27 protein-coding genes and 1 riboswitch are annotated in these 25,642 nt (G+C 71.3%); of the genes, 9 read left to right on the forward strand and 18 right to left on the reverse strand.

Going from position 1 to position 25,642, the window contains the following annotated elements; translation table 11 throughout:
* Positions 1 to 21: 21 nt before the first annotated feature.
* Genes AB0H86_RS10510 through AB0H86_RS10520 form a run of 3 tightly spaced genes read left to right on the forward strand, consistent with a single transcriptional unit; the run spans position 22 to position 2,174 of the window.
* Positions 22 to 942, forward strand: a complete 921-nt coding sequence (locus tag AB0H86_RS10510) for an ATP-binding cassette domain-containing protein (RefSeq protein WP_362435593.1) — start codon at positions 22 to 24, stop codon at positions 940 to 942.
* A 2-nt stretch (positions 943 to 944) separates the two neighbouring features.
* Positions 945 to 1,667: an ABC transporter permease gene (locus tag AB0H86_RS10515; RefSeq protein WP_362435596.1), complete on the forward strand. Its 723-nt coding sequence runs from the start codon at positions 945 to 947 to the stop codon at positions 1,665 to 1,667.
* A 60-nt stretch (positions 1,668 to 1,727) separates the two neighbouring features.
* The gene (locus AB0H86_RS10520; RefSeq protein ID WP_362435598.1) at positions 1,728 to 2,174 is read left to right on the forward strand and encodes a hypothetical protein; all 447 of its coding nucleotides are present in this window, start codon (positions 1,728 to 1,730) and stop codon (positions 2,172 to 2,174) included.
* A gap of 250 nt (positions 2,175 to 2,424) precedes the next feature.
* Here AB0H86_RS10520 and mug read toward each other — a convergent pair whose 3' ends face one another.
* From mug to AB0H86_RS10560, 8 genes are all read right to left on the reverse strand, one after another.
* Complete coding sequence (mug, locus tag AB0H86_RS10525) at positions 2,425 to 2,925, reverse strand: G/U mismatch-specific DNA glycosylase (RefSeq protein ID WP_362435601.1); 501 nt, start codon at positions 2,923 to 2,925, stop codon at positions 2,425 to 2,427.
* 44 nt (positions 2,926 to 2,969) lie between these two features.
* On the reverse strand, positions 2,970 to 4,412 hold the full coding sequence (gene purB, locus AB0H86_RS10530; RefSeq protein ID WP_362435603.1) for an adenylosuccinate lyase: 1,443 nt from the start codon (positions 4,410 to 4,412) through the stop codon (positions 2,970 to 2,972).
* 59 nt (positions 4,413 to 4,471) lie between these two features.
* Positions 4,472 to 4,816 (reverse strand): DUF4326 domain-containing protein, encoded by a 345-nt coding sequence (locus AB0H86_RS10535; protein WP_362435606.1) that lies wholly within the window; start codon positions 4,814 to 4,816, stop codon positions 4,472 to 4,474.
* A 3-nt stretch (positions 4,817 to 4,819) separates the two neighbouring features.
* Complete coding sequence (locus AB0H86_RS10540) at positions 4,820 to 5,602, reverse strand: SGNH/GDSL hydrolase family protein (protein WP_362435608.1); 783 nt, start codon at positions 5,600 to 5,602, stop codon at positions 4,820 to 4,822.
* An 88-nt stretch (positions 5,603 to 5,690) separates the two neighbouring features.
* Positions 5,691 to 6,713 (reverse strand): hemolysin family protein, encoded by a 1,023-nt coding sequence (locus AB0H86_RS10545; protein ID WP_362435610.1) that lies wholly within the window; start codon positions 6,711 to 6,713, stop codon positions 5,691 to 5,693.
* A complete protein-coding gene (locus AB0H86_RS10550; RefSeq protein ID WP_362435612.1) occupies positions 6,710 to 8,044 on the reverse strand; it encodes a hemolysin family protein in 1,335 nt (444 codons plus the stop codon). The genes AB0H86_RS10545 and AB0H86_RS10550 overlap by 4 nt, the downstream gene beginning before the upstream one ends.
* Before the next feature lie 399 nt (positions 8,045 to 8,443).
* Complete coding sequence (locus tag AB0H86_RS10555) at positions 8,444 to 8,863, reverse strand: GNAT family N-acetyltransferase (protein WP_362435614.1); 420 nt, start codon at positions 8,861 to 8,863, stop codon at positions 8,444 to 8,446.
* Between the two features lie 162 nt (positions 8,864 to 9,025).
* Positions 9,026 to 9,445 (reverse strand): hypothetical protein, encoded by a 420-nt coding sequence (locus AB0H86_RS10560; RefSeq protein ID WP_362436452.1) that lies wholly within the window; start codon positions 9,443 to 9,445, stop codon positions 9,026 to 9,028.
* 79 nt (positions 9,446 to 9,524) lie between these two features.
* Between AB0H86_RS10560 and nsrR the strand changes: the two genes are divergently transcribed.
* Positions 9,525 to 9,965 carry a nitric oxide-sensing transcriptional repressor NsrR gene (nsrR, locus tag AB0H86_RS10565; protein WP_362435616.1) on the forward strand — a complete coding sequence of 147 codons (441 nt, stop codon included), beginning with the start codon at positions 9,525 to 9,527 and terminating at the stop codon, positions 9,963 to 9,965.
* A gap of 95 nt (positions 9,966 to 10,060) precedes the next feature.
* Positions 10,061 to 11,254 carry a globin domain-containing protein gene (locus AB0H86_RS10570; protein WP_362435618.1) on the forward strand — a complete coding sequence of 398 codons (1,194 nt, stop codon included), beginning with the start codon at positions 10,061 to 10,063 and terminating at the stop codon, positions 11,252 to 11,254.
* 160 nt (positions 11,255 to 11,414) lie between these two features.
* Here AB0H86_RS10570 and AB0H86_RS10575 read toward each other — a convergent pair whose 3' ends face one another.
* The 3 genes from AB0H86_RS10575 to AB0H86_RS10585 are packed head-to-tail and all read right to left on the reverse strand — an operon-like array spanning position 11,415 to position 15,757.
* Complete coding sequence (locus tag AB0H86_RS10575) at positions 11,415 to 12,305, reverse strand: LLM class F420-dependent oxidoreductase (protein WP_362435620.1); 891 nt, start codon at positions 12,303 to 12,305, stop codon at positions 11,415 to 11,417.
* A 46-nt stretch (positions 12,306 to 12,351) separates the two neighbouring features.
* Complete coding sequence (locus AB0H86_RS10580; protein ID WP_362435622.1) at positions 12,352 to 14,919, reverse strand: FtsX-like permease family protein; 2,568 nt, start codon at positions 14,917 to 14,919, stop codon at positions 12,352 to 12,354.
* A gap of 4 nt (positions 14,920 to 14,923) precedes the next feature.
* Positions 14,924 to 15,757, reverse strand: a complete 834-nt coding sequence (locus AB0H86_RS10585) for an ABC transporter ATP-binding protein (protein ID WP_362435624.1) — start codon at positions 15,755 to 15,757, stop codon at positions 14,924 to 14,926.
* A gap of 243 nt (positions 15,758 to 16,000) precedes the next feature.
* On the opposite strand from AB0H86_RS10585, the gene AB0H86_RS10590 reads away from it, so the two are divergent.
* Positions 16,001 to 16,225, forward strand: a complete 225-nt coding sequence (locus AB0H86_RS10590; protein WP_362435626.1) for an antitoxin — start codon at positions 16,001 to 16,003, stop codon at positions 16,223 to 16,225.
* Complete coding sequence (locus tag AB0H86_RS10595; RefSeq protein ID WP_362435628.1) at positions 16,222 to 16,596, forward strand: fic family toxin-antitoxin system, toxin component; 375 nt, start codon at positions 16,222 to 16,224, stop codon at positions 16,594 to 16,596. Before AB0H86_RS10590 ends, AB0H86_RS10595 begins: the two co-directional genes overlap by 4 nt.
* Here the strand turns inward: AB0H86_RS10595 and AB0H86_RS10600 are convergent, their stop codons facing one another.
* The 4 genes from AB0H86_RS10600 to bioB form a co-directional block, all read right to left on the reverse strand.
* The gene (locus AB0H86_RS10600) at positions 16,597 to 17,304 is read right to left on the reverse strand and encodes a class I SAM-dependent methyltransferase (protein WP_362435630.1); all 708 of its coding nucleotides are present in this window, start codon (positions 17,302 to 17,304) and stop codon (positions 16,597 to 16,599) included.
* Positions 17,305 to 18,127: 823 nt separating this feature from the next.
* Complete coding sequence (bioD, locus tag AB0H86_RS10605) at positions 18,128 to 18,844, reverse strand: dethiobiotin synthase (RefSeq protein ID WP_362435632.1); 717 nt, start codon at positions 18,842 to 18,844, stop codon at positions 18,128 to 18,130.
* 97 nt (positions 18,845 to 18,941) lie between these two features.
* Positions 18,942 to 20,246 carry an adenosylmethionine--8-amino-7-oxononanoate transaminase gene (locus tag AB0H86_RS10610; RefSeq protein WP_362435634.1) on the reverse strand — a complete coding sequence of 435 codons (1,305 nt, stop codon included), beginning with the start codon at positions 20,244 to 20,246 and terminating at the stop codon, positions 18,942 to 18,944.
* Positions 20,239 to 21,462, reverse strand: coding sequence for a biotin synthase BioB (bioB, locus tag AB0H86_RS10615; protein WP_362435636.1), 1,224 nt, complete (start codon positions 21,460 to 21,462; stop codon positions 20,239 to 20,241). Before bioB ends, AB0H86_RS10610 begins: the two co-directional genes overlap by 8 nt.
* 178 nt (positions 21,463 to 21,640) lie before the next feature.
* Here bioB and AB0H86_RS10620 point away from each other — a divergent pair, with 178 nt between their 5' ends.
* On the forward strand, positions 21,641 to 22,768 hold the full coding sequence (locus tag AB0H86_RS10620) for an 8-amino-7-oxononanoate synthase (protein ID WP_362435638.1): 1,128 nt from the start codon (positions 21,641 to 21,643) through the stop codon (positions 22,766 to 22,768).
* Positions 22,769 to 22,818: 50 nt separating this feature from the next.
* On the opposite strand, the gene AB0H86_RS10625 is transcribed toward AB0H86_RS10620, so the two are convergent.
* On the reverse strand, positions 22,819 to 23,046 hold the full coding sequence (locus AB0H86_RS10625) for a DUF397 domain-containing protein (RefSeq protein WP_362435640.1): 228 nt from the start codon (positions 23,044 to 23,046) through the stop codon (positions 22,819 to 22,821).
* 9 nt (positions 23,047 to 23,055) lie between these two features.
* Positions 23,056 to 23,916, reverse strand: coding sequence for a helix-turn-helix transcriptional regulator (locus AB0H86_RS10630; protein ID WP_362435642.1), 861 nt, complete (start codon positions 23,914 to 23,916; stop codon positions 23,056 to 23,058).
* 213 nt (positions 23,917 to 24,129) lie between these two features.
* Here AB0H86_RS10630 and AB0H86_RS10635 point away from each other — a divergent pair, with 213 nt between their 5' ends.
* A complete protein-coding gene (locus AB0H86_RS10635) occupies positions 24,130 to 24,588 on the forward strand; it encodes an ATP-binding protein (protein ID WP_362435644.1) in 459 nt (152 codons plus the stop codon).
* Between the two features lie 97 nt (positions 24,589 to 24,685).
* Here AB0H86_RS10635 and AB0H86_RS10640 read toward each other — a convergent pair whose 3' ends face one another.
* Positions 24,686 to 25,159 carry a C40 family peptidase gene (locus tag AB0H86_RS10640; RefSeq protein ID WP_362435646.1) on the reverse strand — a complete coding sequence of 158 codons (474 nt, stop codon included), beginning with the start codon at positions 25,157 to 25,159 and terminating at the stop codon, positions 24,686 to 24,688.
* A gap of 3 nt (positions 25,160 to 25,162) precedes the next feature.
* Positions 25,163 to 25,374, reverse strand: a riboswitch (cyclic di-AMP (ydaO/yuaA leader).
* Between the last annotated feature and the right edge of the window lie 268 nt (positions 25,375 to 25,642).

Raw genomic sequence — 25,642 nt, forward strand, 5'->3', positions numbered from 1 at the left:
GGCGACGGCCAGGCTTGCCACATGACCAGCATCGACGTCCAAGCCCTCACCAAGGAGTACGGCACCCGGCGCGCCGTGGACGCCCTCACCTTCCGTGTCCTGCCCGGCCGGGTCACCGGTTTCCTCGGCCCCAACGGGGCCGGCAAGTCGACCACCATGCGGCTCGTCCTCGGCCTGGACCGGCCCACCTCGGGAACCGCCACGATCGGCGGCCGCCCCTACGCCACACTCGACGAACCCCTGCGCCACGTGGGCGCGTTGCTCGACGCCGACGCCGCACACGGCTCCCGCACCGGCCGCGACCACCTCCGTGCCCTGGCGGCGAGCAACCGCATCGCGGTCACCCGGGTCGACGAGGTGCTCGCGGAAGCGGGTCTCGCGTCGGTGGCACACCGCCGGGTTCGCACGTACTCCCTAGGAATGCGTCAACGCCTCGGTATCGCCGCCGCCCTGCTCGGCGACCCCGAAGTGGTCATGCTCGACGAGCCGTCCAACGGTCTCGACCCCGAGGGCATCATCTGGATCCGCGAGTTGCTGCGACGTCTCGCGGCCGAGGGACGCACGGTCCTGGTCTCCAGCCACCTGATGAACGAGACCGCCTCCTTCGCCGACCACCTGGTCGTCCTGGGCAGGGGACGCCTGTTGGCGGACACCCCGATGCGGGAGTTCATCCACGCGCGGGTGCGGCCCCGGGTGCGGATCCGTACGACCGACGGCGACGCGCTCACCAAGGTCCTCACCAACCACGGTCACGACGCCGAGCGGCACGAGGACGGGCACTGGACCGTGCCGGACGCGCGCGTGGACGACATCGGACGCCTCATCTCGGACGCCGGCGTCCCGATCCTCGAACTCGCCTCGGAGGAGGCCACGTTGGAACAGGCGTACCTCGATCTGACGGCGACGTCGACCGAGTTCACCGCACCGCACCAGGAGGTCTGACCATGGCGTTTGTTCCCGTGCTCCACTCGGAGTGGATCAAGATCCGTACCCTGCGGTCGCTCGTCGCGACACTGTGCGCGGTCCTGCTCGCGACGACGTCCTTCTCCGCGCTCGGCGCGCTGGACGCCGGTGGCGAGGACTTCGACCCGATGTTCTCCACCTTCTTCGGGTTCAACTTCGGACAGATGGCGGCGATCGCGTTCGGTACGACGGTCGTCTCGTCCGACTTCCAAGGGGGCGCCCTGAGGGCGGCGTTCACGGCGGTGCCCCGGCGGGGCCGGTGGTTCGCGGCCAAAGCGGTCGCGATCGCCGTCCCGTCCCTGGCTGTCGGTCTGCTCACGGGCGCCGCGAGCCTGGCCGTGGGCAAGGCGGTTCTCGGGGCCGACGCGCGCGGGATGAGCTGGGGCGACGGTATGCGGGGTGTGGTCGGCTGCGGGGTCTACCTCACGCTCATGGCCCTGTTCGCCGCCGGACTCACCGCCGTGACGCGCAGCGGGGTCGCCACGCTGAGCATCCTCCTGCCGTTCCTGCTCATCGTCTCCTTCGTGGTCGGGGACATGTCGGGCAATGTCGCCGACTACCTGCCCGACCGCGCGGGCCAGGTGGTGTTCCACCAGACCTGGGACGGCTCCCTCGGCCCCTGGACGGGTCTCGCGGTGACCGCGCTCTGGGCGGCGGCCGCGCTGCTGGCGGGGGCGTGGAGCGTACTCCGCCGGGACACCTGAGCCGCCCAAGCGCCGGACGCGCCGCGCCGGTTGTCAGTGCCGCCCGCTTTACTGGATCACATGGACAGCGCGAAATACCTCGCCAGGATCGACTCGCTGTGTGCCGGGGACCTCACCGTGCAGCACAGCGGGTCGGACGTGCTCATGGAGGGACCCGGATACCGCATCGTGTCGTTGGAGGCGACCCACGGGACATGGACGGGCGACGCGGCGCGGCGGGCGCGGACCGTGGCGGACTTCCACGCCCTCAAGGAGCACATATCCCTTCTGCTGGACGACCGTTGGGGCGCACGGCAGCCACCATGGTGGATGGGCACGCTCGTGGTGCGCATCGACCGCGGCGAGGCGATACCGGAGCCCTGGTCGACGGCCAGCACCCTGGTCGACGAGCTGAACGTGTGGCAGCCGGACGGCACCGGCCGCTGGGTCGCCGTCGGCGTGGCGGACGCGGACCTGGGCGACGAGACCCACCTCCTCGTCCTGATCACCGAAACCGACCCGCCGTGACTGGCCTGCGGTGACCGGCCTGCGGTGACCGGCCTGCGGTGGCCGGCCCGTTGTGACCGGCCTGCGGTGGCCGGCCCGCTGTGACCGGCCTGCGATGACCGGCCTGCGGCGACGACCCGCCGTGTCCGGCCTGCGGTGACTGACCCGTTGCGACCGGCCTGCGGTGACCGGCCTGCGGGGGCGACCCGCTGTGACCGGCCTGCGGTGACCGACCCGCCGTGACGGGCCGTTGTGACCGGCCGGCCAGGCCTCAGGCCGCTTCGGCCGCCGCCCGCAGTCGCGCGAACTCCTCCGCCATCGTCTGCGCGGTCCAGTGCGCGTTCAACCCGCTCGGGTTGGGCAGCACCCACACCCGGGTGTCGCCGATCATCCGCTCCTGCGGCCCCACCCGGGCCCCGCGGTCGTCGAAGGCGGCCCGGTAGGCGGTGACCCCGACCACGGCCAGCCGGCGTGGCCGCAGCCGCGCCACCTTGAGCGCCAGCAGGCGCCCGCCCTCCCGGTACTCCCGCGCACTCAGCTCGTCGGCCCGCGCGGTCGCCCGCGCCACGACGTTGGTGATGCCGAGCCCGTACGACAGCAACTCCCGCTGCTCCGACGGCTTCAGGAGCCTCGGGGTGAACCCGGACAGCTGCAGCACCGGCCAGAACCGGTTCCCGGGACGGGCGAAGTGATGGCCCGTCGCGGCCGTCATCAGGCCGGGGTTGATGCCGCAGAACAGCACCTGGAGACCGTCCGCGACGACATCCGGCACGAGACGGTCGCGGGCGGCCTCCAGCTCCTCGGGAGTGAAGCGGGTCAGAGGATCGCCCCGGGGGTGTAGCCGGCGGCCTCCGGATGCTGCTTCGCGATCTCCTCGATCCGGCCGACGACGACGCCGACCTGGTCGGCGGCGGCGCCCGTGAAGGACAGCTTGTCGGCCATCAGCGAGTCCAGTTCGGCGCGGCCCAGCGGAATACGCTCGTCGGCGGCCAGCTTGTCGAGGAGCTCGTTGCGCTCGGCACCCTGCTCACGCATCGCGAGAGCGGAGGCGACGGCGTTCTCCTTGATCGCCTCGTGCGCGACCTCACGGCCCACACCCGCGCGCACCGCGCCCATCAGCACCTTGGTGGTGGCGAGGAACGGCAGGTAGCGGTCCAGCTCCCGCGCCACCACCGCCGGGAACGCACCGAACTCGTCGAGCACGGTCAGGAACGTCTCGAGTAGACCGTCCAGGGCGAAGAACGCGTCCGGCAGCGCCACTCGGCGCACCACCGAGCAGGACACGTCCCCCTCGTTCCACTGGTCGCCCGCCAGCTCGCCGGTCATGGACGCGTAGCCGCGCAGGATGACCATCAGGCCGTTGACGCGCTCGCAGGAGCGGGTGTTCATCTTGTGCGGCATCGCGGAGGAACCGACCTGGCCCGGCTTGAAGCCCTCGGTCACCAGCTCGTGCCCGGCCATCAGCCGGATGGTCTTCGCCAGCGACGACGGCGCCGCCGCCAACTGCACCAGCGCGGTCACGACCTCGTAGTCCAGCGAGCGCGGATAGACCTGGCCGACGGACGTGAACGCCTGCGAGAAGCCCAGGTGCCCGGCGATCCGCTGCTCCAGCTCCGCGAGCTTGGCCGCGTCACCGCCCAGCAGGTCCAGCATGTCCTGCGCCGTACCGACCGGGCCCTTGATACCCCGCAGCGGGTAGCGGCCCAGCAGCTCCTCCACCCGGGCGTAGGCCACGAGCAGTTCGTCGGCCGCCGTCGCGAAACGCTTGCCGAGGGTGGTGGCCTGCGCGGCCACGTTGTGGGAACGGCCGGCCATGACCAGCTCGCCGTACTCACCGGCCAGCTTGCCCAGCCGGACGAGCACGGCCACCGTACGGTCGCGCGTCAGCTCCAGCGACAGCCGGATCTGCAGCTGCTCGACGTTCTCGGTGAGGTCGCGGGACGTCATGCCCTTGTGCACGTGCTCGTGCCCGGCGAGGTCGTTGAACTCCTCGATCCGCGCCTTGACGTCGTGCCGGGTGACCTTCTCGCGTTCGGCGATCGAGCCCAGGTCGACCTGGTCGAGGACGCGTTCGTAGTCGGCGATCGCCGCGTCCGGCACCTCGATCCCGAGGTCCTTCTGGGCCTTCAGCACGGCGAGCCAGAGCTGACGCTCCAGCCTCACCTTCTGCTCGGGCGACCAGAGCGTGGCGAGCTCGGCGGAGGCGTAGCGTCCGGCGAGGACGTTCGGGATACGGGGCTTGGCGGGAGCGGAAGTCACGTGTACGGATTCTACTGGCGATTCCTGCAGGCCAGCCCCGCGGGTGTCTTCGTCGGAACCTACGAGAGCGTCTCGGCGAGGGCGGCCAGCACCTCCGCGTGGCACAGTTCCGGCGCGCACCAGCAGGCCAGCGTCCTGCCGCGCAGTCCCGGCACCAGGTCCAGCAGCTCCGGCCGCTCCAGCAGGTACGCCCGATAGGCGGCCATCACCTCGGCCCGCGTTCCGTCCCGCTTCCTCGCCGGGGTGTCGTACGCGAACGGGTTGTACAGCGGATGCCGGGGCAGGTCCCAGCCGCCCATCGTCCAGCGGCGTCCGACGTAGACGACGCAGTCGGGGGCGAGTTCCAGCCGGGGCCCGTACTCGTGGATACGGCCCCGGAGGTTGATCACCCGCGTCGCTGTCACAGGTCAGTCCACGGGGCGCTCGTACGGCAGCAGGTCGGGCCGTTTCGGTGTCAGGCTGTCGCCCGACGAGCGGCCGGTCAACCGGCGGCCTATCCACGGCAGCAGGTGCTGTCGGGCGAAGCGGACGTCCGCGACCCGGCGCAGGGCCCACCCCGGCGGCGGTGTGAGGGGCAGCGGTGTGCGCCACTCGGTGTCCTCGGGCTCGTACCCGAGCCCCTGCCACACCGCCTCCGCGACCCTGCGGTGGCCCTCGGCCGTCAGATGCAGCCGGTCCACGTCCCACAGTCGCTGGTCGCCGAGCGACGGGGCCCCGTACAGGTCGACGACCAGCGCGCCGTGCTTCCCGGCGAGCTCCTCGACGCAGAGGAACAGCTCCTCCATGCGCGGCCGGAAGCGTGCGAGGACCGGACCCTGGCGGCCCGGGCTGCGCATCAGCACCAGCTGCTCGCAGGCCGGGGCGAGCCGTTCCACGGCCTCCGTCAGCAGGGCACGTACCCGACCCATGTCGCACTTGGGCCGCAGTGTGTCGTTGAGCCCGCCCACCAGGGTGATCACGTCGGGCCGCATGGCCGCCGCCACATCGACCTGCTCGGCGACGATCTGCCCGATGAGCTTGCCGCGCACCGCGAGGTTCGCGTACCGGAAGCCGGGGGAGTGGGCCGCCATCCGCCCGGCGAGCAGGTCGGCCCAGCCCCGGTAGGTGCCGTCCGGCAACAGATCCGACATGCCCTCGGTGAAGGAGTCGCCGACCGCGACCAGGCTGGTGTGTGTGGGGTTCTTCTGCATAGCGACAGAGATGGTAACCCGCCTCCATACCCGTCGGTAGGTCGGCCCGGGGTACCCGTTCCCGGCGGAGCGTGCGGCTGTGCCCCGCTCAGGTCCGCTGACCGAACAGCTCCCGCAGTACGTCCTCCATGGTCACCAGCCCGGTCAGCCGCCCGTCCGCGCCCAGCACGGCCGCGAGATGGGTACGGCTGCGACGCATCGCCGTCATGACGTCGTCCAGCGGTGTACTCTCCCGCACCCGGGCGATGGCCCGCATGTCCCGGTGCTCGAACGGCAGGTCCCGCGGGGCCTTGTCCAGCGCGTCCTTGACATGGAGGTAGCCGATGATGCGGCGCCCCTCGTCCACCACGGGGAAACGGGAGTAGCCGGTCTCCGCCGACAGCGCCTCCAGCCGCTCGGGCGTGACACCCAGGTACACGTAGGCCACGCGGTCCAGCGGCAGCACCACGTCCCGCACCGGCCGGCGTCCCAGCTCCAGCGCGTCGCGCAGCCGCTCCTGCGCCCGGTCGTCGATCAGGCCCGCCTCGCCGGAGTCCCGCACGATCCGGGCCAGCTCGGCGTCCGAGAAGGTGGCCGCGATCTCGTCCTTGGTCTCGACCCGCAACAGCTTGAGCAGGGCGTTCGCGAAGGCGTTGATCGTGAAGATCACCGGGCGCAGCGCACGGGCCAGGGCGACCAGCGGCGGCCCGAGCAGCAGCGCGCTGCGCACCGGCTCGGCGAGCGCGATGTTCTTCGGCACCATCTCGCCGAGCAGCATGTGCAGATAGGTCGCCACCGTCAGCGCGATGACGAAGGAGACCGCGTGTCCGGCGCCCTCGGGGACGCCCACCGCGTGGAACACCGGCTCCAGCAGATGTGCGATCGCGGGCTCCGCGACCACACCGAGCACCAGGGTGCACAGGGTGATGCCGAGCTGCGCGGCCGCCATCAGCGCCGACACGTGCTCCAGACCCCACAGCACGCTCTTAGCGCGTCGGTCGCCCTCCGCGCCGGCTTCGATGGACTGCTCGATCTGGCTGCGGCGCACGGAGATCAGCGCGAACTCGGCGCCCACGAAGAAGGCGTTGACGACGAGGGTCGCCAGACCGATCAGCAACTGGACGGCGGTCACCTGTCCTCCACCTCCGTCGTCTCCTCCGCCAACGGCGCGTGCAGCAGCAGCCGCGCGGCCCTGTGACCCGACGCGTCCACCACGTCCAGCCGCCAGCCCGCGGCCTCGACCCGGTCACCGATGGCGGGAATCCGGCCGAGCTCCGTCGCGACCCAGCCGGCCAGTGTCTCGTACGGCCCCTCGGGCGCCCGCAGGCCGACGCGTGCGAGCTGGTCGATGCGGGCGGAGCCGTCGGCGGAGTAGAGGGTGCGCCCCTCGTCGTCGGCGCCTGCGGGGGCCAGATCGGGCGTCTCGTGCGGGTCGTGCTCGTCCCGCACCTCGCCCACGACCTCCTCGACGATGTCCTCCAGGGTGGCCACGCCCGCCGTGCCGCCGTACTCGTCGATGACGACGGCCATGGTCCGCTTGCCGGACAGCCGGTCCAGCAGCCGGTCGACGGTGAGGGACTCCGGTACCAGGAGCGGCTCGCGCGTGATCTCGGAGACCCGGACCAGGGGGCGGCGCTGGGCGGGTACCGCCAGGACGTCCTTGATGTGGGCGATTCCCACGACCGAGTCCAGGTTGCCGCGGTAGACCGGGAACCGGGACAGGCCCGTGGCCCGGGTCGCGTTCGCCACGTCCTCGCAGGTCGCCTGGACGTCGAGGGCGATGACCTGGACGCGCGGTGTCATCACGTTCTCCGCGGTCAGGTCGGCCAGGTTCAGTGTCCGTACGAACAGCTCGGCGGTGTCCGCCTCCAGGGCGCCCTCCCGCGCCGAGTGCCGGGCCAGCGCGGCCAGTTCCTGAGGGCCGCGCGCCGAGGCCAGTTCCTCGGCGGGCTCCAGGCCGAACACACGCACCACGCGGTTGGCGGTGTTGTTGAGGTGGCTGATGAAGGGGCGGAAGGCGGCGCTGAACCAGCGCTGCCCGTTGCCCACCCGCCTGGCCACGGCCAGCGGCGAGGAGATCGCCCAGTTCTTGGGCACCAGCTCGCCGACGACCATCAGGAACACCGTCGACAGGGCGGTACCCAGTACCAGGGCGAGCGAGTTCGCCGTGGACCGGGTGATACCCAGCGACTCCAGCGGGCCCGCGATCAGCGCGGCGATCGACGGTTCGGAGAGCATGCCGACCACCAGGTTGGTGACCGTGATGCCGAGCTGCGCGCCGGAGAGCTGGAAGGTCAGATTCCGTACGGCCTTCAGGGCGCCGGCGGCACCCCGCTCGCCACGCTCCACCGCGCGTTCCAGCTCGCTGCGTTCGACGGTGGTCAGCGAGAACTCGGCGGCGACGAAGGCACCACAGGCCAGCGACAGCAAGATCGCCACCAGCAGGAGGCCCAGCTCGGTCATCGGTTCACCTCTGTCCCATGATCGGACAGGGCAGCTAGGACCGCGATCGCGCGCTGTCGCGTACCGGGAGGCTCGCCCATGGGCGGACGCTCACACCTTTCATGGAGGACGCTGGCCCTCCAACGGTAAAGGATGGACGAAAGCGTGATCGGGAGACCGCGCGTCCGTCGGTGAACGCCTTCACGCAGCGCCGGCCGTCGCGTCCTCGCGGCTCACGAACATCCGCTGCCGCGTGCCGCGTGCTGCGTGCTGCGTGCCGCGTGCTGCGTGCTGCGTGCTGCGTGCTGCGTGCTGCGTGCTGCGTGCTGCGTGCTGCGTGCTGCGTGCTGCGTGCCGCGTGCTGCGTGCTGCGTGCCGCGTGCCGCGTGCCGCGTGCCGCGTGCCGCGTGCTGCCCGTGCCTACAGCGGCTTGACCCAGCGCCGCCAGTGGTCCTCGCGATGGTAGCCAGTCGCGGCCCAAGCGTGCTGGGCCTGGTCGTTGGCTTCCAGGACCATGGCGTCGACCCGTCGCCCGCCCAGGCTGGTGAATCGTCGTTCTGCCGCTTCGAGCAGGGCGGTGGCGATGCCTTGCCGGCGGTGGTCCGGGTGTACGGCCAGCCGGTAGGCGGAGCATCGCCATCCGTCGAAGCCCGCTATCACGGTCCCCGTGAGAAGGCCGTCGCGCTCTGCGAGGAGCAGCGCCTCGGGGTCTCGTGTGATGAGCCGGGCCACTCCGTCGTGGTCGTCGCTGATGCTCGTTCCTTCTGCGGCCTCGCGCCAGAACCGCAACACGGCGTCGATGTCCGAGAGGGTGGCGAAGCGGACCTGAAGATCACTCATGGGGCGAGCCAAGCAGAGCGCCGGCCCGTCTGGCGAACGGTTTTCGTGCCGAGGAATCGAGCGGGTCGGGCTCGGTCCCGGGTCCGCGCCCGCCACGAGCCCGCCGTGATCCCCTCAGGGCTTGATCGACGACGTGCTCTCGCGTTCAGGGCAGCGGTCAGCTCAGCCGGGCCCCTGGTCCTGGCGGTTTCCGGCGGACTGGATCCGCATGCCGGGCCGACGCCGGTGAACGGTCAGGTACGACATGCCCCGCCGGCCCGCGACAAGGCCACGGGTGGAGCCGTGGGGCAGCCAGGCGAGGCTGCCTTCGACCAGGGGGCACGGCCCGTCAGGGGTGACCAGGGTGCCGTCTCCGGCCACGACCACCAGGAGCACGTCCAGGTCCGGCTCGGCATGGGTTTCGACGCGTTGCTCGGACGGGATCCGGACGATGTTGGCGTCGAGTTGCCGGCCGGGCTCCGCCAGCCGCCACACCGCGCCCGTCGACGCCGGGTCGAGCGTCTCCAGCGTTCCGGTGTCGAACAGAACCCGGGGCACCGGCGCCCCGTCGGCCCGGTTCGAACAGCCGCCGTCTGCCACCATCACCACTGCCACCCTTCGATGTACCTTGGTCACTCATTCAAATAGGAATCTAACATTCGTATTTGATACCGTCAGGGCTGTGCGACTGACAAAGTTCACCGACCTGGCACTGCGTTCCGTCATGCGCCTGGCGGTCTGTGCCGACGACGAGGTGCTCACCACCCGTGAGGTGGCCGAAGCCATGGACGTGCGGCACACGCACGCGGCGAAGGCGATCACGCGCCTGCAGCACCTCGGTGTGGTCGAGGCCCGGCGCGGCCGTGGCGGCGGCCTCGCCCTGACCGGCCTCGGCCGACGAGCCTCGGTGGGCTGGCTGGTGCGTGAACTCGAAGGTGAGGGTGAGGTCGTCTCCTGCGACGACCCGCCGTGCCCCCTGCGCGGAGCCTGCCGCCTGCGGCGCGCACTGCGCGACGCCCAGGAGGCGTTCTACGCCACGCTCGACCCGCTGACCGTGGCGGACCTCGTCACCTCGCCCACCGGGCCGGTGCTGCTCGCCCTCAACGGCCCCCCGCCGCAGTAGTCCAAGCCCCTGGCGTGCGCCCGGCCATCACGGCCCATGGGGCGCGGTCACGCCCACATCAAAATGCGAATCTAATTTACCTATTAGGAGCCGCAGTGCTGTCCGAGCAGTCTGCCCCCGTCGTCCGGGCCACCCTTCCGGCGGTCGGAGCCGCCATCGGGAACATCACCGAGCTGTTCTACCGCAAGCTGTTCGAGGCCCATCCCGAGCTGCTGCGGGACCTGTTCAACCGCGGCAACCAGGCCAACGGGGATCAGCAGAAGGCACTGGCCGGCTCCATCGCCGCGTTCGCGGGCCTGCTGCTGGAGAAGCCGGACGTCCGCCCAGACGCGATGCTCGCGCGGATCGCGCACAAGCACGCTTCGCTCGGCATCACCTCCGGCCAGTACGAGATCGTCCACCGCCATCTCTTCGCGGCGATAGCCGAGGTACTCGGTGACGCGGTCACCCCCGAGGTCGCCGCGGCCTGGGACGAGGTCTACTGGCTCATGGCCAACGCGCTCATCGCCATCGAGGCGCGCCTCTACCAGGCAACGGGCGCCCCGGAGGGCGAGGTCTGGCAGCGTATGGAGATCACTGAGCGGCGCCAGGAGACACCCGATGTCGTCTCCTTCCTCCTGCGGTTCACCGACGGACGCCCGACTGCCTCCTTCCGGCCGGGCCAGTACGTCAGCGTCCAGGTCGAACTCCCTGACGGCGCCCGGCAGATCCGCCAGTACAGCCTCTCCTCCGCCCCCGGCCTGCAGCATTGGCGCATCAGCGTCAAGCGCGTCCACGGCGCGGCGAAGCCGGACGGCGAGGTCTCGGCGTGGCTCCACGAACACGCACAGCCGGGCGACACGCTCACCGTGTCGGCGCCGTTCGGCGACCTGGTCCTGCCCGAGGGCGACGGCCCGCTGCTGCTGGCGTCCGCGGGGATCGGCAACACGCCCATGCTGGCCATGCTCGACCACCTGGCCTCCACCGGCTCCGGCCGCCCCGTCATCGCGGTCCACGCCGACCGCTCCACCACCGACCACGCGCACCGCGCGGAGCAACTCGCCCTGATACGGGCACTGCCGAACGCGCGGCACCACCTCTGGTACGAGGTTGCAGGCGACCAGACACCGGAGGCGGCGGTCGGCCAAGCCGACATGAGCGGCCTGGACCTCCCGGCGGACCTGACCGCCTACCTGTGCGGACCGCTGCCGTTCATGCGGGCGGTGCGTGGCGACCTGCTGCGGCTCGGCGTGCCCGCCGAGCGGATCCACTACGAGGTCTTCGGCCCGGACCTCTGGCTGGGCCAGTAGAAGCCGAGCTCGCGGGAGAAGGATGCCCTCGCTCGCCGGACTTGTCGCGTTCGTAGCGGCGTACGAGAATCCGGGCAGCCCCGCCCCCGACCCCGACCCCGATCCCGCCCCCGACCCGTGCCGGTCACCACCTGCCTGCCGGTTCTCGCCCGTCCGCCGGTCACCGGCCCCGCAACTCCGCCATGACCGGCGCGAACGCCTCCATGTACGGCTCCAGGACCGTCAGATACGAGAAGCCGTACCGCTCCCGCTGCGCCAGTACCTGCGCGACGATCTGGTCCAGGGTGCCCACCAGCAGCAGAGGCAGCTCCAGGGCTCCCTTCATGGTGGCGCCCGGCACTCGCTCCACCAGGGGTCGGACAGCCGCCTCACGGTCCTCGGTGACGGCCACCAGCTGGAGGAGGAGGTTCAGTTCCGCCGGTTCCTCGCGGCCCCGGGCCAACTCCTGGTACCGGCCCACCCGTTCGTCGAGCTCCTCGGGCGAGATCGGCAGCAGTTGCCCCGTCGTGCTCCCCGGCACCGGACGCGCCCCGGTGAAGGCGGCGATGTCGGCGTGCTCGGCGGTGAGTCGCAGTACGCGGTCGCCGTTGCCGCCGACCATCAACGGGACGCGTGGCCTCTGTACGGGCCGCGGCAGGTGGTCCGGCGAGCCCAGCAGCCGTTCCATCTCCTCGACGGTGCGCCGCAGATGGTCCACTCGCTCGCCCGGTGAACCGTACGGCAGGCCGGCCGTGTCGTGCTCCGCCGCCACGTACCCGGTGCCGAGGCCCAGCTCCAGCCGCCCGCCGGTGAGCGCGTCCGTGGTGGCGACCTCGCGGGCCAGCAGCGCCGGGTTCCAGAAGCCGGCGTTGAGCACGAACGTGCCCAGCCGTGGCCGTTCGGTCGCCTCCGCCGCCGCGACCAGGGCCGGGAACGGCGCGACCATCCCGAGATGATCGGGGACCAGGATCACGTCGCAACCGAGTTCCTCGGCCCTCAGGCACTTGGCGCGCCACTCCTCGGCCGGGGCGGGGACGATCATGCTGGCACCGAAGCGGAACGGACGGGGCATCAACTCTCCTCAGTGACAAGCGACTTGAGAACCCGTCCCGATTCCATCACTCGTGTGCGATCGCCGCCAGCACGTTCATGCGGGACGCACGCAACGCGGGCAGCAGCGCCGCCACCACCCCCACCACCGCCGAGCCGACCACCACCGCCACGATCGTGGTCCAGGGAATCGCCAGCGCGTTCATGCCCTGCAACGCCAGCACCTGCTGGATGCACACGCCCCACACCAGCCCCAACGCGAGCCCCAATACCGCGCCGAACACCGCGATCACCACCGACTCCAGCCGGATCATCCGGCGCAGCTGGCGCCGGGCCAGCCCGATCGCCCGCAGCAGTCCGATCTCCCGGGTGCGCTCCACGACGGACAGGGCGAGGGTGTTGACCACCCCGAGCACCGCGATGACGATCGCCAGCCCCAGCAGCGCGTACACCAGGTAGAGCAGAACCGAGATCTGATCGTGGATCAGTTTCTTGTAGTCGGCCAGGTCGCGCACCTGCACCTGCGGATAGGGGTCGAGCGTCCGCTCCAGGCTATTGCGCAACTCATCGTCGCTCGTCCCCGAGGCCGCGTTCACGTACAGCGCGGAGTCCTGCCCGCCCGGCGCGAACCGCTCCAGGGCACCCAGGCCGAAGTACAGGCCGCCCTGGGTTCCGAACCCCTCGGCGGACTCCTGGTCGGTGAGGGCGCCCACGGTCAGTTCGGTGGAGCGTCCGCCCTGGAACTCGACGGGGATCGCGCTGCCGACCCGTACGTCGTGATCGCGCGCGAAGTCCACGTCCATGGCGATGTGGCCGGGCGCGAGCGCCGCCGCGGTGTCGCCCTGCGCGTAGGTGATGCGGGCGACCTTGTCGAGCTGGGGGTCGTAGCCCGCGGCGGTCGTCTCCACACGGTCGCCGTCCGGCAGCCGCACCGCGACCGGAGTGAACCGCGACCGTACGACGAGCCCGGCGCCCGGGGTCTCGCGCACCGCGTCGGTGAGCTCCTGCGGGAAGGGCAGGAAGTTGCCGTTCTGGATCACGTAGTCGGCGCCCAGCGTCTTGTCGATCTGCTGGTCGAAGGACTTGGTCATCGACGCGCTCGCCACCGACATCCCGCCGACCAGGGCGAGGCCGACCATCAGGGCGGCCGCGGTGGCGCCGGTGCGGCGGGGATTGCGCAACGCGTTGCGCTGGCTCATCCGGCCGACGGACCCGAACAGCGCGGGGAAGGCACCGCCGAGCACCCGGATCACCGGGCGTACCAGCAACGGGCCCGCCATGACGGTGGCCAGCAGGGTCAGGAGGACGCCGAGGCCCAGCAGGGAGGCCGCCGAAGCGGTCTTCGACGCGGTGCCGCAGCCCACGAGCGCGGCCGCGCCGGCCGCCCCGATCACGCCGCCCACGATCGCGCGCGTCCTGAGCGGCCTGCCGATGCCGGCGATCTCGGCGTCCGCGAGGGCCGCCATCGGCGAGACACCCGCCGCCCGCCGGGCCGGCAGATACGCGGCGACGAAGGTGACGCCGACACCGACGACGTACGCCGCGACGGGTGTGCCCCAGCCGATCACCATCTCGCTCGACTTGATGTTCATGCCGAGCGTGTTCATGAGGGCGATCAGCCCGGCCGCGAGCCCGATGCCCGTGGCCAGACCCAGCGTGGAGCCGACCAGTCCGAGCAGCAGCGCCTCGGTGAGGACCGAGCGGCGGACCTGACGCCGGTCGGCGCCGAGCGCGCGCAGCAGGCCCAGTTCGCGGGTGCGCTGCGCGATCAGCATCGAGAAGGTGTTGACGATCAGGAACACACCGACCAGCACGGCGATCCCGGCGAAGCCGAGCATGACGTACTTGATGACGTCGAGGAAGCCGCCCAACTGCTCGACGTCCGACTCGGCCTGCTCGTCGGCGGTCCGGAACTCGTAGCGGTTCGCGCCGAGCGCGGCGACCACCCGCTGCTTCAGCTGTGCGTCGCTCACGCCCTCGTCGGCGTCGACCGAGATGCTCGTGGCGGCCTTCGTGTCACCGAGCAGCTTCGACTGCGCGGTCGGGGTGTCGAGGAAGAGCAGCGCGGCACCGGGGTTGGTGGTGGTGAAGGTGGCGATCCCGACGACCTGGACCTTGAACGAACCCGGTCCCGCGATCACGGTGAGCGTGTCCCCGACCCGTACGCCCTTGCGGTCGGCGGACTCCGAGTCGAGCAGCGCCTCGGACGGCCCGCGCGGCGCGTGGCCGGAGGTGAGCTCGACGGGGCTGCGCTGGTCGGGATTCCAGTCGGTGCCGATGGTGGGGGCGCCGGTGGTCGGACCGACGGACTCGTTCTCGCTGTCCACGACGGTGATGTTCTGCACCTCGGCGTCGGCACGCGCCGCGGCGACCCCGTCGACCGCGGCCACCCGCCTCGCGAGCGCGGCCGGCAGGGTGGCTGTCATGCCGGACGGCACCGCCTCGTCGAGGTTCTCCGTCGGGCTGACGGTGACGTCGGGCGCGGTCGAGGCGAAGAGCCGGTCGAAGGTCCGGCTGAGCGTGTCGGAGAAGATCAGGCTGCCCGCCACGAACGCCACGGACAGGACGACGGCCAGGGCCGAGAGCAGCAGGCGCCCCTTGTGGGCGAGGAAGCTACGGAGCGTCGCCTTCAGCACGAGGTCAGCCCTCCTTGTGGAGGGGGCCCCGGCCCTCGGCCTCGGGAGCCCCGTCGAACGGGGCGCGGGTCACGTCGAAGCGCTTCATGCGTTCGAGGACCGCATCCGCCGTCGGGTGCTCCGTCTGGTCGACGATCCGTCCGTCCGCCAGGAAGAGCACCAGGTCGGAGTGGGCGGCGGCGCCCGGGTCGTGGGTGACCATCACCACCGTCTGCCGGAGCTGGTCCACCGCCTCGCGCAGGAACCCGAGGACCTCCAGACCCGCCCGTGAGTCCAGGTTGCCGGTCGGCTCGTCCGCGAAGATCAGCTCAGGACGGGAGGCCAGCGCCCGCGCGCACGCGACCCGCTGCTGCTGGCCGCCGGAGAGCTGGGACGGGCGATGCCGCAGCCGGTCCCGCAGCCCGAGCGTGTCGATGACCTGGTCGAGCCACTTCTCGTCGGGTTTCTTGCCCGCGATGTCCATGGGCAGGGTGATGTTCTCGGCCGCGTTCAGCGTCGGAATCAGGTTGAACGACTGGAACATGAACCCGATCCGGTCCCGCCGCAGCCGGGTCAGCTCGCGGTCCTTCAGCCCCGTGATCTCGGTGTCGCCGAGCCACACCTGCCCGGCCGACACGGTGTCGAGCCCCGCCAGACAGTGCATCAGCGTGGACTTCCCGGAGCCGGAGGGCCCCATGACCGCGGTGAACCGGCCACGCGCGATGTCCACGTCCACCGAGTCCAGGGCCAGCACCGTCGTCTCGCCCGAGCCGTACGCCTTGGTCAGACCGCGGGCGCGGGCGGCGACCCCGTCGGCCGGCGCCTGGCCCGGCACATGCTGAGCAGCAGGGGTGGACAAGACTGCCTCCTCGATTCCGGACGTAGGACTGTGCTTCTGGACGGAGGACTTTCCCGTCGCTTTCGGGACGTACGGCGTCTCCATCCGGGCGAGCCTAATGTGATCCGGCACACACTCGGTATCCCCCGTGGGTCCCGGGTGTTCTCCACCCCAGGTCGGGCCCCTGATATCGATGTAAGGGGCACCCTCCACCTCCGGGAGGACCACTTGCCGGTGCTAGCGATTCAGCGCTAGCTTCTGGGTATGGCGAAGACCCAGCTGAACGTGCGCGTGGACGAGGGCACGGCCCGCGCGGCCCGTGAGCGTGCCCTGGCCCGTGGCATGAGCGTCAACCGCTACATCGAGGAACTGGTCAAGCAGGACACCGGGGAGGTGGGCCACACCTTCGTGGACGCCGCCGCCGACTTCATGAAGCAGTACGAGTCCGTCTTCGCCGAGGAGTTCGGCTCGGAGCGCGAGGGTCGTTGAGCGATCTGCGTATCGACCTCGCCTGGCTCCTGATGCTCGCCGAGCAGAAGACGCCGGGAGACCCCCAGGTCACCGACTGGGGCGCCCTCGTCGCCGCCGTAGCGCGCCACGAGGCCGAGATATTCGAGGTCCCGGTCTACGACAGCCCGCACGCACGTGCCGCCGCGCTGCTCCAACTCCTCATCCACATCCCCGCGTTGGAGCGCTCCAACGCGCTCTTCGCCACCGCGGTCGCGTACGCCTATCTGGTGGCCGGCGGACTCAAGGTCACGACCTCGCCCGAGCAGGTCCGCGACCTCGCCCGGCTGGTCAAGGACGGCGACGCCTCGGTCCACGACATCGCGGACGAACTGCGCCGGTGGAGCCTGTGATCACCGCCCGTCGACGGACACCTCGGTCGCCGGACGCCACGCGGTGCCCAGCACGCAGTACGACATGGGCAGCTTCGGACCGTTCTCCGGCATCCACATCCGCCGGTAGGGGCCGAGTTCGAATCCGGCGTCGCGCAGCGCGGCGACCGGGTCGCGGGCCAGATGACAGCCGCCGCTCAGGGCCGGCCACACCGTGCGGTCGAGCGCGCGCTGGGTGAACCTCATCGCCCGGCCGCCGCCCCGGCCGTGCTCGAAGAACCGCACCTCGCCACCGGGCCGCAGCACCCGGCGCACCTCCCCGAGGGCGCGCGGCAGAGCCCGCACGCTGCACAGCACCAGCGAGATCACCGCCGCGTCGAAGGCCTCGCTCTTGACCGGCAGCGCCTCAGCCGTGCCCGGCACCACGTCGACGGGCATCCCGGAGCGCAGGGCGGACTCCACCGCCAACTGCCGTAGCAGACGCTCCGGTTCGATCGCCACGACCTCCGAGACCGTGCGCGGATAGTGGGCGAAGTTCAGGCCGTTGCCCGCACCGATCTCGATCACCCGCCCGGACAGTCCGGCGAGCATCCGTTCGCGGATCCGGCCCATGCCCATCCTGGTCTCGGCGCTCACACTGGCCCGGGCGTAGTACCGGGCGAACAGCGGGTGGTGGACGGGATCCCGGGACACCTTGCCGGAGCCGGTGGGCCGGAGCGGTCGTGGCATGGCAACCTCCCTCGCAGGCGGACGTCCCCCCCCGATTCTCCCCCGGACGGGCCCGTCGCACCCCCGCCGCGACGTCACCCGCGTCCACGCTCCGGCGCGGGACGTCGTCGAGGACGCGGCCGACATGGGTCGCGCCGCTCAGCATCGCGGTGGTGTCCGGGGTGCGCGCGGTCCGGACGACCTGGCGCTCAGCACCCGCCGCCGTGCCTGCCCGCGCCCGGCGCCGAAGCCGGTGAGCATTACCGCGCCGGACGCGACCTGCACGGGCGCGGTACCCGCGACGTCGAACGCGCCTGCCCGGCGCCGAAACCGGTGAGCATTACCGCGCCGGACGCGACCTGCACGGGCGCGGTACCCGCGACGTCGAACGCGCCTGCCCGGCGCCGAAACCGGGGGGGGCACTACCGCGCCGGACGCGACCTGCACGGGCGCGGTACCCGCGGCTTCGAACGCGCTCGCCCGGCGTCGAAGCCGGCGAGCATTGCGGCGCCGGACGCGACCTGCACGGGCGCGGCACCCGGGAACGCGCCCGCCCGGCGCCGAAGCCGGCGGGCACTACCGCACCGGACGCGACCTGCCTGCACGCGGCACCCGCGACGTCGAACGCGCCCGCCCGGCGCCGAAGCCGGCGAGCACTACCGCGCCGCACGCGACCTGCCTGCGCGCGGCACCCGCGACTTCGAACGCGCCCGCCCGGAGTCGCTGTCCGGAGCCGCTGTCCGGCGCCGCGCTGCCCGGGTGTTCGAGTGCTTCGGCGCGCCGCACCGCGCCGCCCGCCGGGCCTCAGGTCCGGAGTGCGACTCCTCGCGGAAGGGGGCAGCCCTCAGGGAGCCTCGCGCCTTCGGAACGCCTCCGGGTCCCAGGTGCCGTCCAGCCGTGGCGTCAGCCAACTCGGCGCCGCCGTGCGGAAGTCGGCGGGGTCGCGCGTCCCGGCACCGGCGGGCAGGGCCCCGAGCAGGGGCGCCCCGGACACCTCCGGCAGGTCCGCGAGATTGCAGCGCGACGCCAGATCCGGCACGTCGGGCCAGCTCCCGATCACGATTCCGGCCAGATCGAGGCCCCGCGCCCGGAGTTCACGTGCCGTCAGTTCCGTGGTGTTCAGGGTGCCCAGACCCGCCGACACCACCACCAGCACCGGCGCCGCCAGCAGTTCGGCCGCGTCGGCCAGCGTCCCGCCCGCCGCGTCGAACCGGACGAGCAGTCCGCCCGCCCCCTCGACCAGCACCAGATCGTGCTCGGTGGCCAGCTTGGCGGCGGCCTCGGCGATGTCCCGCGGGCGCACCGGAGCCCGTCCGGCCCGGCGGGCCGCCGTCGCGGGCGCCAACGGGTCGGGATACCGGGCGAGTTCGGTCGCCGTCACGGCACCCGCGAGCCGGGTCACCTCCTCGGCGTCCCCCGGTTCGTCCGGTCGTACGCCCGTCTGCGCGGCCTTCAGCACGGCCACCGACCGCCCGGCCGCGAGGCCGGCCGCGGCGACGGCGGCGGTCGTGACCGTCTTGCCGATCTCCGTACCCGTGCCCGTGATCACCAGGACCGGCATGTCATCACTCCCACTCGCCCGTGCCGCTCACCACACCCGTCCCACGCGCGCCGCCCACCACGCGACGCACCCGTGCCGCTCAACCCGCCCAACCCGCTCACCCCTCTCGCGCCGCCGCGCACACCGCCCGCGCGATCCCCGCCACGTCCGCGTCGTCGGTGACGTACGGCGGCATCGTGTAGACGAGGTCGCGGAAGGGCCGCAGCCACACGCCCTCACGCACGGCGGCCTCCGTGGCCGCCGTCATGTCGACGTCATGGTCGAGCTGGACGACACCGATCGCGCCGAGGACCCGGACGTCCTTCACCCCCGGCAGCTCGGACGCCGCGGCCAGTCCCTCCCGCAGCCCCGCCTCGATCCGTTTGACCTCCGACAGCCAGTCCTGGCCCAGCAGCAGTTCGATGGAGGCGCAGGCGACGGAGGCCGCCAGCGGGTTGCCCATGAACGTGGGGCCGTGGGCGAGCACCGGGACCTCGCCGCGTGAGATGCCGTCGGCCACGCGCGCGGTGCACAGCGTCGCCGCCATCGTCAGATAGCCGCCGGTCAGCGCCTTGCCCACGCACATCACATCCGGAGTCACCGCCGCGTGCTCCGCCGCGAACAGCGCGCCCGTGCGCCCGAACCCGGTCGCGATCTCGTCGAACACCAGCAGCACGTCGTGCGCGTCGCACGCCTCGCGCAGCACCCGCAGATACGCGGGGGAGTGGAACCGCATCCCCCCGGCGCCCTGCACCACCGGCTCGACGATCACCGCGGCCAGCTCGTCGGCGTGACGTGCGATCGCGGAGCGCAGCCGCTCGGCGTACGACTCCTCGTATCCGGCGGGCGGCGCGTCCACGAAGACCTGCCGGGGCAGCGCCCCGCTCCACAGCTCGTGCATCCCGCCCTCGGGGTCGCACACCGACATCGGCTGCCAGGTGTCGCCGTGGTACCCACCGCGCCAGGTCAACAGCCGTTGTTTCGCGGGGCGGCCGAGCGAGCGCCAGTACTGCAGGCACATCTTGACCGCGACCTCGACCGACACCGACCCCGAGTCGGCGAGGAAGACATGCTCCAGACCGTCGGGCGACATGTCGACAAGGAGCTTCGCCAGTCGTACGGCGGGCTCGTGCGTGAGCCCGCCGAACATCACATGGCTCATCCGCCCGAGCTGCTCACGCGCGGCCTCGTTCAGCACCGGGTGGTCGTAGCCGTGGATCGCCGACCACCAGGACGACATCCCGTCGACGACCTCGGTATCCGCACCGTCGGCCGTCCGAAGCCTCAGCCGCACCCCGCTCGCCGACTCCACGACGAGCGGTTCCTGCCGGCCGGGCATGGGACCGTACGGATGCCAGACGTGGCGCCGGTCCAGTTCCAGCAGCTCCGGCACGGTCAGCTCGGGCATCGGCAGGTCAGGCATTGGGTGCGAGGTCCGTTCCGGCACCCCGACGGCGTACGGCGACCAGATCCGTCCGGGGCTCGGCCGCTGTGGCCGCGGGAGCGGAACCGCACACCCCGCCGTCCGCGTGCGACCCGCACCCGGTGCCCTCCCGGGACCCGGAGCCCGCCTCCTCGTGGGACCCGCACCCGGCGCCCCCGCCGGCGTGCGACCCGCAGCCGCCCTGGGCCGTCACCCGGTGCTCGGGGAGGGTGACCTGGTCGGTGCCCTCCACCTCGAACCCGGCGTCCGCGATCATCTCCAGGTCGGCCTTGCCCGTCTGCCCCTCGGTGGTGAGGTAGTCGCCGAGGAAGATCGAGTTGGCCAGGTTGAGGGCGAGGGGCTGCATGGTGCGCAGATGGACCTCACGGCCGCCGGCGATGCGGACCTCCACGTCCGGGCAGACGAACCGGACCATGGCCAGGATCCTGAGGCAGCGCTGCGGGGTGAGGTTCCACTCCTTGGCCAGCGGGGTGCCCTCGACCGGGATCAGGAAGTTGACCGGAACCGAGTCCGGGTCCAGCTCGCGCAGCGAGAAGACCACGTCGACGAGGTCCTCGTCCGACTCGCCCATACCGGCGATCAGACCCGAGCAGGCCGACAGGCCGGCCGCGTGCGCCTTGGTGACCGTGTCCACCCGGTCGGCGTACGTGTGGGTGGTCGTGATGTCCCCGTACGTCGCCTCGGACGTGTTCAGGTTGTGGTTGTAGGCGTCCGCGCCCGCCTCGCGCAGCCGCTCCGCCTGGCCGTCGGAGAGCAGCCCGAGACAGGCGCACACCTCGACGCCCTCGTTCTGTTCCTTGATGGTCCTGATGGTGCCCGCGACCCGGTCCACGTCCCGGTCGGTGGGACCACGCCCGGACGCCACCAGGCACACCCGTTTGGCGCCTCCCGCCAACCCGGCCGCAGCCGCCTCGGAGGCCTGATCGGGCTTGAGCCAGGTGTACTTGAGGATGCCGGCGGTTGAGCCGAGCCGCTGCGAGCAGTAGGAGCAGTCCTCCGGGCACAGGCCCGACTTGAGGTTGACCAGGTAGTTGAGTTTCACTCGTCGGCCGAACCAGTGGCGGCGTACCTTGCCGGCCGCTGCCACCACATCGAGCAGGTCGTCGTCGGAAGTGGCGAGGACGGCGAGCGCCTCCTCGCGGCTCGGCACCTCGCGCCGTAGCCCCTTTTCCACCAGCGTGTTCAGCAGGTCCATGAGAGCCGATCCTGTCGTAAGGAGCCGTCCGGGGCCAAGGAGAGTTCGCACAACAGAGGCGCTTTCAGGTGTGGGTATCGCCACACACGGGGTGCCTGGTTGTCCCGCTAGTGTCTGTTCACTGCCTACAAATAATGTCTGTGCACTGCCTACAGAAGCCAAAAGCCCTGGAGGACCGATGGCGTTCGGCTGGATCGATGAGGAGGCGGAACGGCGCCGCCGCGCCGGACTCGTACGGACGCTGCGCCCCCGCCCCGCCGACTCGCCGCTCCTGGACCTCGCGAGCAACGACTACCTGGGCCTGGCCCGTCATCCCGAGGTCACCGAGGGCGCGGCCCGGGCCGCCCGGACCTGGGGCGGCGGCGCGACCGGCTCCCGGTTGGTCACCGGGACCACCGCGCTCCACGCCGAGCTGGAACGCGAGCTGGCCGACTTCTGCGGCTTCGAGGCGGCCCTCGTCTTCTCGTCGGGCTACGCGGCGAACCTGGCCGCGGTCACCACGCTCGCCCCGCACGGCTCGCTGATCGTCTCCGACGCCGGCAACCACGCCTCACTGATCGACGGCTGCCGGCTGGCCCGGGGCACCACCCAGGTCGTCGGGCACGCCGACCCGGACGCCGTGGACAAGGCCCTGCGGACGCACGAGGGCCCCGCCGTGGTCGTGTCCGACACGGTCTTCTCGGTGGACGGCGACGCGGCCCCGCTGGCCGCCTTCGCCGCTGCGTGCCGGGAGCGCGGCGCGGGGCTGGTGGTCGACGACGCCCACGGACTCGGGGTCCTGGGCGACGGCGGTCGCGGCGCCCCGCAGGCGGCGGGCCTCGCGGGGGCCGACGACGTCGTCGTGACGGTCACGCTGTCCAAGTCGCTCGGCAGTCAGGGCGGCGCCGTGCTCGGCCCCGCCCGGGTGATCGACCACCTGGTCAACGCGGCCCGGACGTTCATCTTCGACACCGGCCTCGCCCCCGCGGCGACCGGCGCGGCGCTGGCGGCGCTGCGGCTGCTGCGCCGAGAGCCGCGGCGGGCGGCGCGGGCCCGCGCGGTCGCGGGCGAACTCCACGCACGCCTGACCGCCGCGGGGCTGCAGGCGGTACGCCCGGACGCCGCGGTGGTCTCGGTGCGCGCGCCGTCCCCCGAGGCGGCGGTCGGCTGGGCGGCCGACTGCCGTACCGCCGGGCTGGTCGTGGGCTGCTTCCGACCTCCTTCCGTGCCCGACGGCATCTCACGGCTGAGACTGACCGCCCGCGCGGACCTCTCCGCGGGGCAGATCGAACGCGCTGTACGGGTGATCGGCGAGACACGACCATGAGTCGGCGTGACACGGCCGGGCGCCGCACCCTGATGGGCCGGACGGTCTGATCAGGACCGGATCGCGGTCGTGAATCCCGTCCAGCTCTCGGGGGAGAAGAGCAGCGCGGGTCCGGCCGGGTCCTTGGAGTCGCGTACGGCGAGCAGACCGGCCCAGTGGCCGGTCTCCGGCTGGGCCGTCTCGACGCAGTTGTTCGCTCCGGTGCTGTAACTGCTGCGCAGCCACCGCGTGTCGGGAAGATCGGTACTGGAAGGTACGTGCCGAGGCAGTGCGGGCATGGTGCCTCCTTACGCGCCATCACCTATTGCGGCGATGTAATCCAACGAGTCTTCGGGCGAAAGGGCATGGAACTGAAGGGCGTTGAAGGCCTCGGTGTAGGCCTGAAGGTCTTCTTTCCGTTCGAGATAGAGGCTACTCGTCAAGTGGTCGAGAACAACCACGTCCAGATCAGATGTGCTCGAAAATGAGAAGATAACGAAAGGCCCGGTGACACCGATGTGCGCTCCGGCCGCGAACGGCAGTACCTGCAACCGCACTTGGGGCAGTCGCGCCGCCTCGACCAGGCGCTCCAGCTGGTGCTCCATCACCTCGGGTCCGCCGACCTCGCGCCGCAGCACCGCCTCGTCCAGCACGGCGTCCAGCTCCAGCGGCGGTTGCGACCGCAGCACGTCCTGCCTGGCCAACCGCACCTCGACCAGGGCGTCCACCCGCTCGTCGTCCAGGCCGTCGACCGCCGCCCTGGTCACCGCCCGGGCGTACTCCGGCGTCTGCAACAACCCGGGCACCACGGAGGTCTCCAGTGTGCGCATCGTGCCGGCCTGCGACTCCAGGCTGATGAAGTCCCGGTAGGTGGGCGGCAGTACTCCGCGATACGCGTGCCACCAGTGATGCCGGCCGGCGCTCTCGTCTGGCCCCGCCAACACCAGCAGCAACTCCCGTAGTTGGGCGTCGCGCACTCCGTAGGCGTCCAGCAGTAATCGCACATCGGCCGGTTTCACCCCGCTGGCGCCGGTCTCGATCCGGCTCACCTTCGACTGGTGCCAGCCCACCAACCGGGCCGCCTCACCACTCGTGAGCCCGGTACCGGTGCGCAGGGAACGCAGTTCCGCGCCCAGTTTCCGGCGGCGCACCGCGGGACCGTGCTGCATGGGCTACTCCTTACTCCAACCGAGGCACCCAAATACGGTCTGCCGTCGTAGAGTTCACCGCTTCGAGCGACAGATATATGCATATCTTGGTGGATCGCCACCCGTGACCGTCGCGGTAATGGCACTCTGACGACGAAGTACCAGTCCGGGACCGTACTCGAACCATCCGCTCTGTGTCGGACTGCGGGCCCGCGGGAAAGGGACGACGTCGCCATGGCAGATCATCTGGAAGCATCCGTCACTCTGTCGAGCGTTCCCGCCTCGGTCTCCGCGGCCCGCGCCTATGTGCTCACCACCCTGGTGGAGTGGGGACTGGCGGCGGACACGGACATCGCCGACACCATCCGGCTGATCGTCTCCGAACTCACCACCAACGCCGTACAGCACACCTTCGGACAGTCACCCACCTTCACGGTGGACATCGAGCTCGACCGTGATGAACACCTGCGCATCGGTGTCACCGACAGCCACCCGCGATTCCCCAAACGGCTGCCGGCCGCCGTCCAGCAGGACAACGGCCGGGGCATGGTGATCATCCGTTGGCTGACCGCGGAGTGCGGCGGCAAACTGAGAGTCAGACCCACCAGAGAGGGCGGCAAGACGGTCTCCATCGAACTGCCGTGGTCCGTCCCGGCCGAGTCGGTGCCGGCGGCGGGACAGCAGGAGCCGTAGCGGAGCGGTGGGCGCGCCGGAGGCCGCGAGGCGGTCAGGAATGAAGGCCCCACGGGGGCGACGGCGGGTCAGATCGCCGTCACCCCGCGCGGGAGGGTCACTTGACCCGGCCGTACCAGACGCTCTTCGTCCAGATCTTCTGCAGCCGTACGACGTCCCCGGTCTTCGGGGAGTGCCAGAGCTTGCCCTTCCCGGCGTAGATGCCGACGTGGTACACGTTCGAGCCCGAGTGGAAGAAGACCAGGTCTCCCGCCTTGCGGCTCTTGGAGGTGATGTGGCGCGTCTTGTTGTACTGCTGGGCAGCCGTGCGGGGCAGTTTCTTGCCCGCCTTCTTGAACGAGTACAGCGTCAGTCCGGAGCAGTCGAACCTCTTCGGTCCGGTGGCCCCGTACTTGTACGGGGAGCCCTTCTTGGACGCCGCGACCTGCAGTGCCTTCGTCGCCGGTGTGGCGGCCGCGGCGTCGGAGGCGACGCCCGGGACCACCACCGAGCCGCCGACGGCGGCGATGGCGAAGGCCGAGGCCGTACCGGCCCTGACCATGAGCGACGGGACACGATTGAGCGCAGTCATGCGCAACCCTTCGTCAGCCGCCTGTGAAGGATGACCTGTCGGATTCGGGCTGACAAAGTTGCCCGGCCGCTGACGCGGCTTCACCCCAAGGGCTGCTCGACCCGGTCATGGCGTGACCGTTCCGGCGACCCGTCGTGCCTGGGTCCTCCACTCCTGCCGATCCACTTCTGTCGACCGGTCATCCGGGCGGCGGCAGGACTCGGCGTCCGCCCGGATCGCCCCGCCGTTGTGGCGGGGTCTTGTCGTCAGTCAGGGATCTTGGCTCACGGATGTCCGAAAAACCCAATGGAACCGGGGGTTTGTGTTGTTACTCACCACTCACCCGTTCGGGTGGACACCCCCATGTTCGAAGGGGTGTTGAAGGGCCCGAGGAGGCCTGGACCAGCAGCGGAACGCCCCATTTCGTCCCCGGACTACGCGCGTTGCGCAACCCTGTCAGGCCGAAAAATGGAGGCACGTCTACTCTGATTGGCGGTACCCCGT

This window comes from Streptomyces sp. NPDC050997, from assembly GCF_040660135.1.
Taxonomy (GTDB): domain Bacteria; phylum Actinomycetota; class Actinomycetes; order Streptomycetales; family Streptomycetaceae; genus Streptomyces.

Coding starts and splice junctions, on each gene's coding strand:
- AB0H86_RS10510 (WP_362435593.1), top strand. CDS start 22: ATGACCAGCATCGACGTCCAAGCCCTCACCAAGGAGTACGGCACCCGG.
- AB0H86_RS10515 (WP_362435596.1), top strand. CDS start 945: ATGGCGTTTGTTCCCGTGCTCCACTCGGAGTGGATCAAGATCCGTACC.
- AB0H86_RS10520 (WP_362435598.1), top strand. CDS start 1,728: ATGGACAGCGCGAAATACCTCGCCAGGATCGACTCGCTGTGTGCCGGG.
- AB0H86_RS10540 (WP_362435608.1), bottom strand. CDS start 5,602: ATGCAGAAGAACCCCACACACACCAGCCTGGTCGCGGTCGGCGACTCC.
- AB0H86_RS10550 (WP_362435612.1), bottom strand. CDS start 8,044: ATGACCGAGCTGGGCCTCCTGCTGGTGGCGATCTTGCTGTCGCTGGCC.
- AB0H86_RS10555 (WP_362435614.1), bottom strand. CDS start 8,863: ATGAGTGATCTTCAGGTCCGCTTCGCCACCCTCTCGGACATCGACGCC.
- AB0H86_RS10560 (WP_362436452.1), bottom strand. CDS start 9,445: ATGGTGGCAGACGGCGGCTGTTCGAACCGGGCCGACGGGGCGCCGGTG.
- AB0H86_RS10575 (WP_362435620.1), bottom strand. CDS start 12,305: ATGCCCCGTCCGTTCCGCTTCGGTGCCAGCATGATCGTCCCCGCCCCG.
- AB0H86_RS10590 (WP_362435626.1), top strand. CDS start 16,001: ATGGCGAAGACCCAGCTGAACGTGCGCGTGGACGAGGGCACGGCCCGC.
- AB0H86_RS10600 (WP_362435630.1), bottom strand. CDS start 17,304: ATGCCACGACCGCTCCGGCCCACCGGCTCCGGCAAGGTGTCCCGGGAT.
- bioD (WP_362435632.1), bottom strand. CDS start 18,844: ATGCCGGTCCTGGTGATCACGGGCACGGGTACGGAGATCGGCAAGACG.
- AB0H86_RS10610 (WP_362435634.1), bottom strand. CDS start 20,246: ATGCCTGACCTGCCGATGCCCGAGCTGACCGTGCCGGAGCTGCTGGAA.
- bioB (WP_362435636.1), bottom strand. CDS start 21,462: ATGGACCTGCTGAACACGCTGGTGGAAAAGGGGCTACGGCGCGAGGTG.
- AB0H86_RS10620 (WP_362435638.1), top strand. CDS start 21,641: ATGGCGTTCGGCTGGATCGATGAGGAGGCGGAACGGCGCCGCCGCGCC.
- AB0H86_RS10625 (WP_362435640.1), bottom strand. CDS start 23,046: ATGCCCGCACTGCCTCGGCACGTACCTTCCAGTACCGATCTTCCCGAC.
- AB0H86_RS10630 (WP_362435642.1), bottom strand. CDS start 23,916: ATGCAGCACGGTCCCGCGGTGCGCCGCCGGAAACTGGGCGCGGAACTG.
- AB0H86_RS10635 (WP_362435644.1), top strand. CDS start 24,130: ATGGCAGATCATCTGGAAGCATCCGTCACTCTGTCGAGCGTTCCCGCC.
- AB0H86_RS10640 (WP_362435646.1), bottom strand. CDS start 25,159: ATGACTGCGCTCAATCGTGTCCCGTCGCTCATGGTCAGGGCCGGTACG.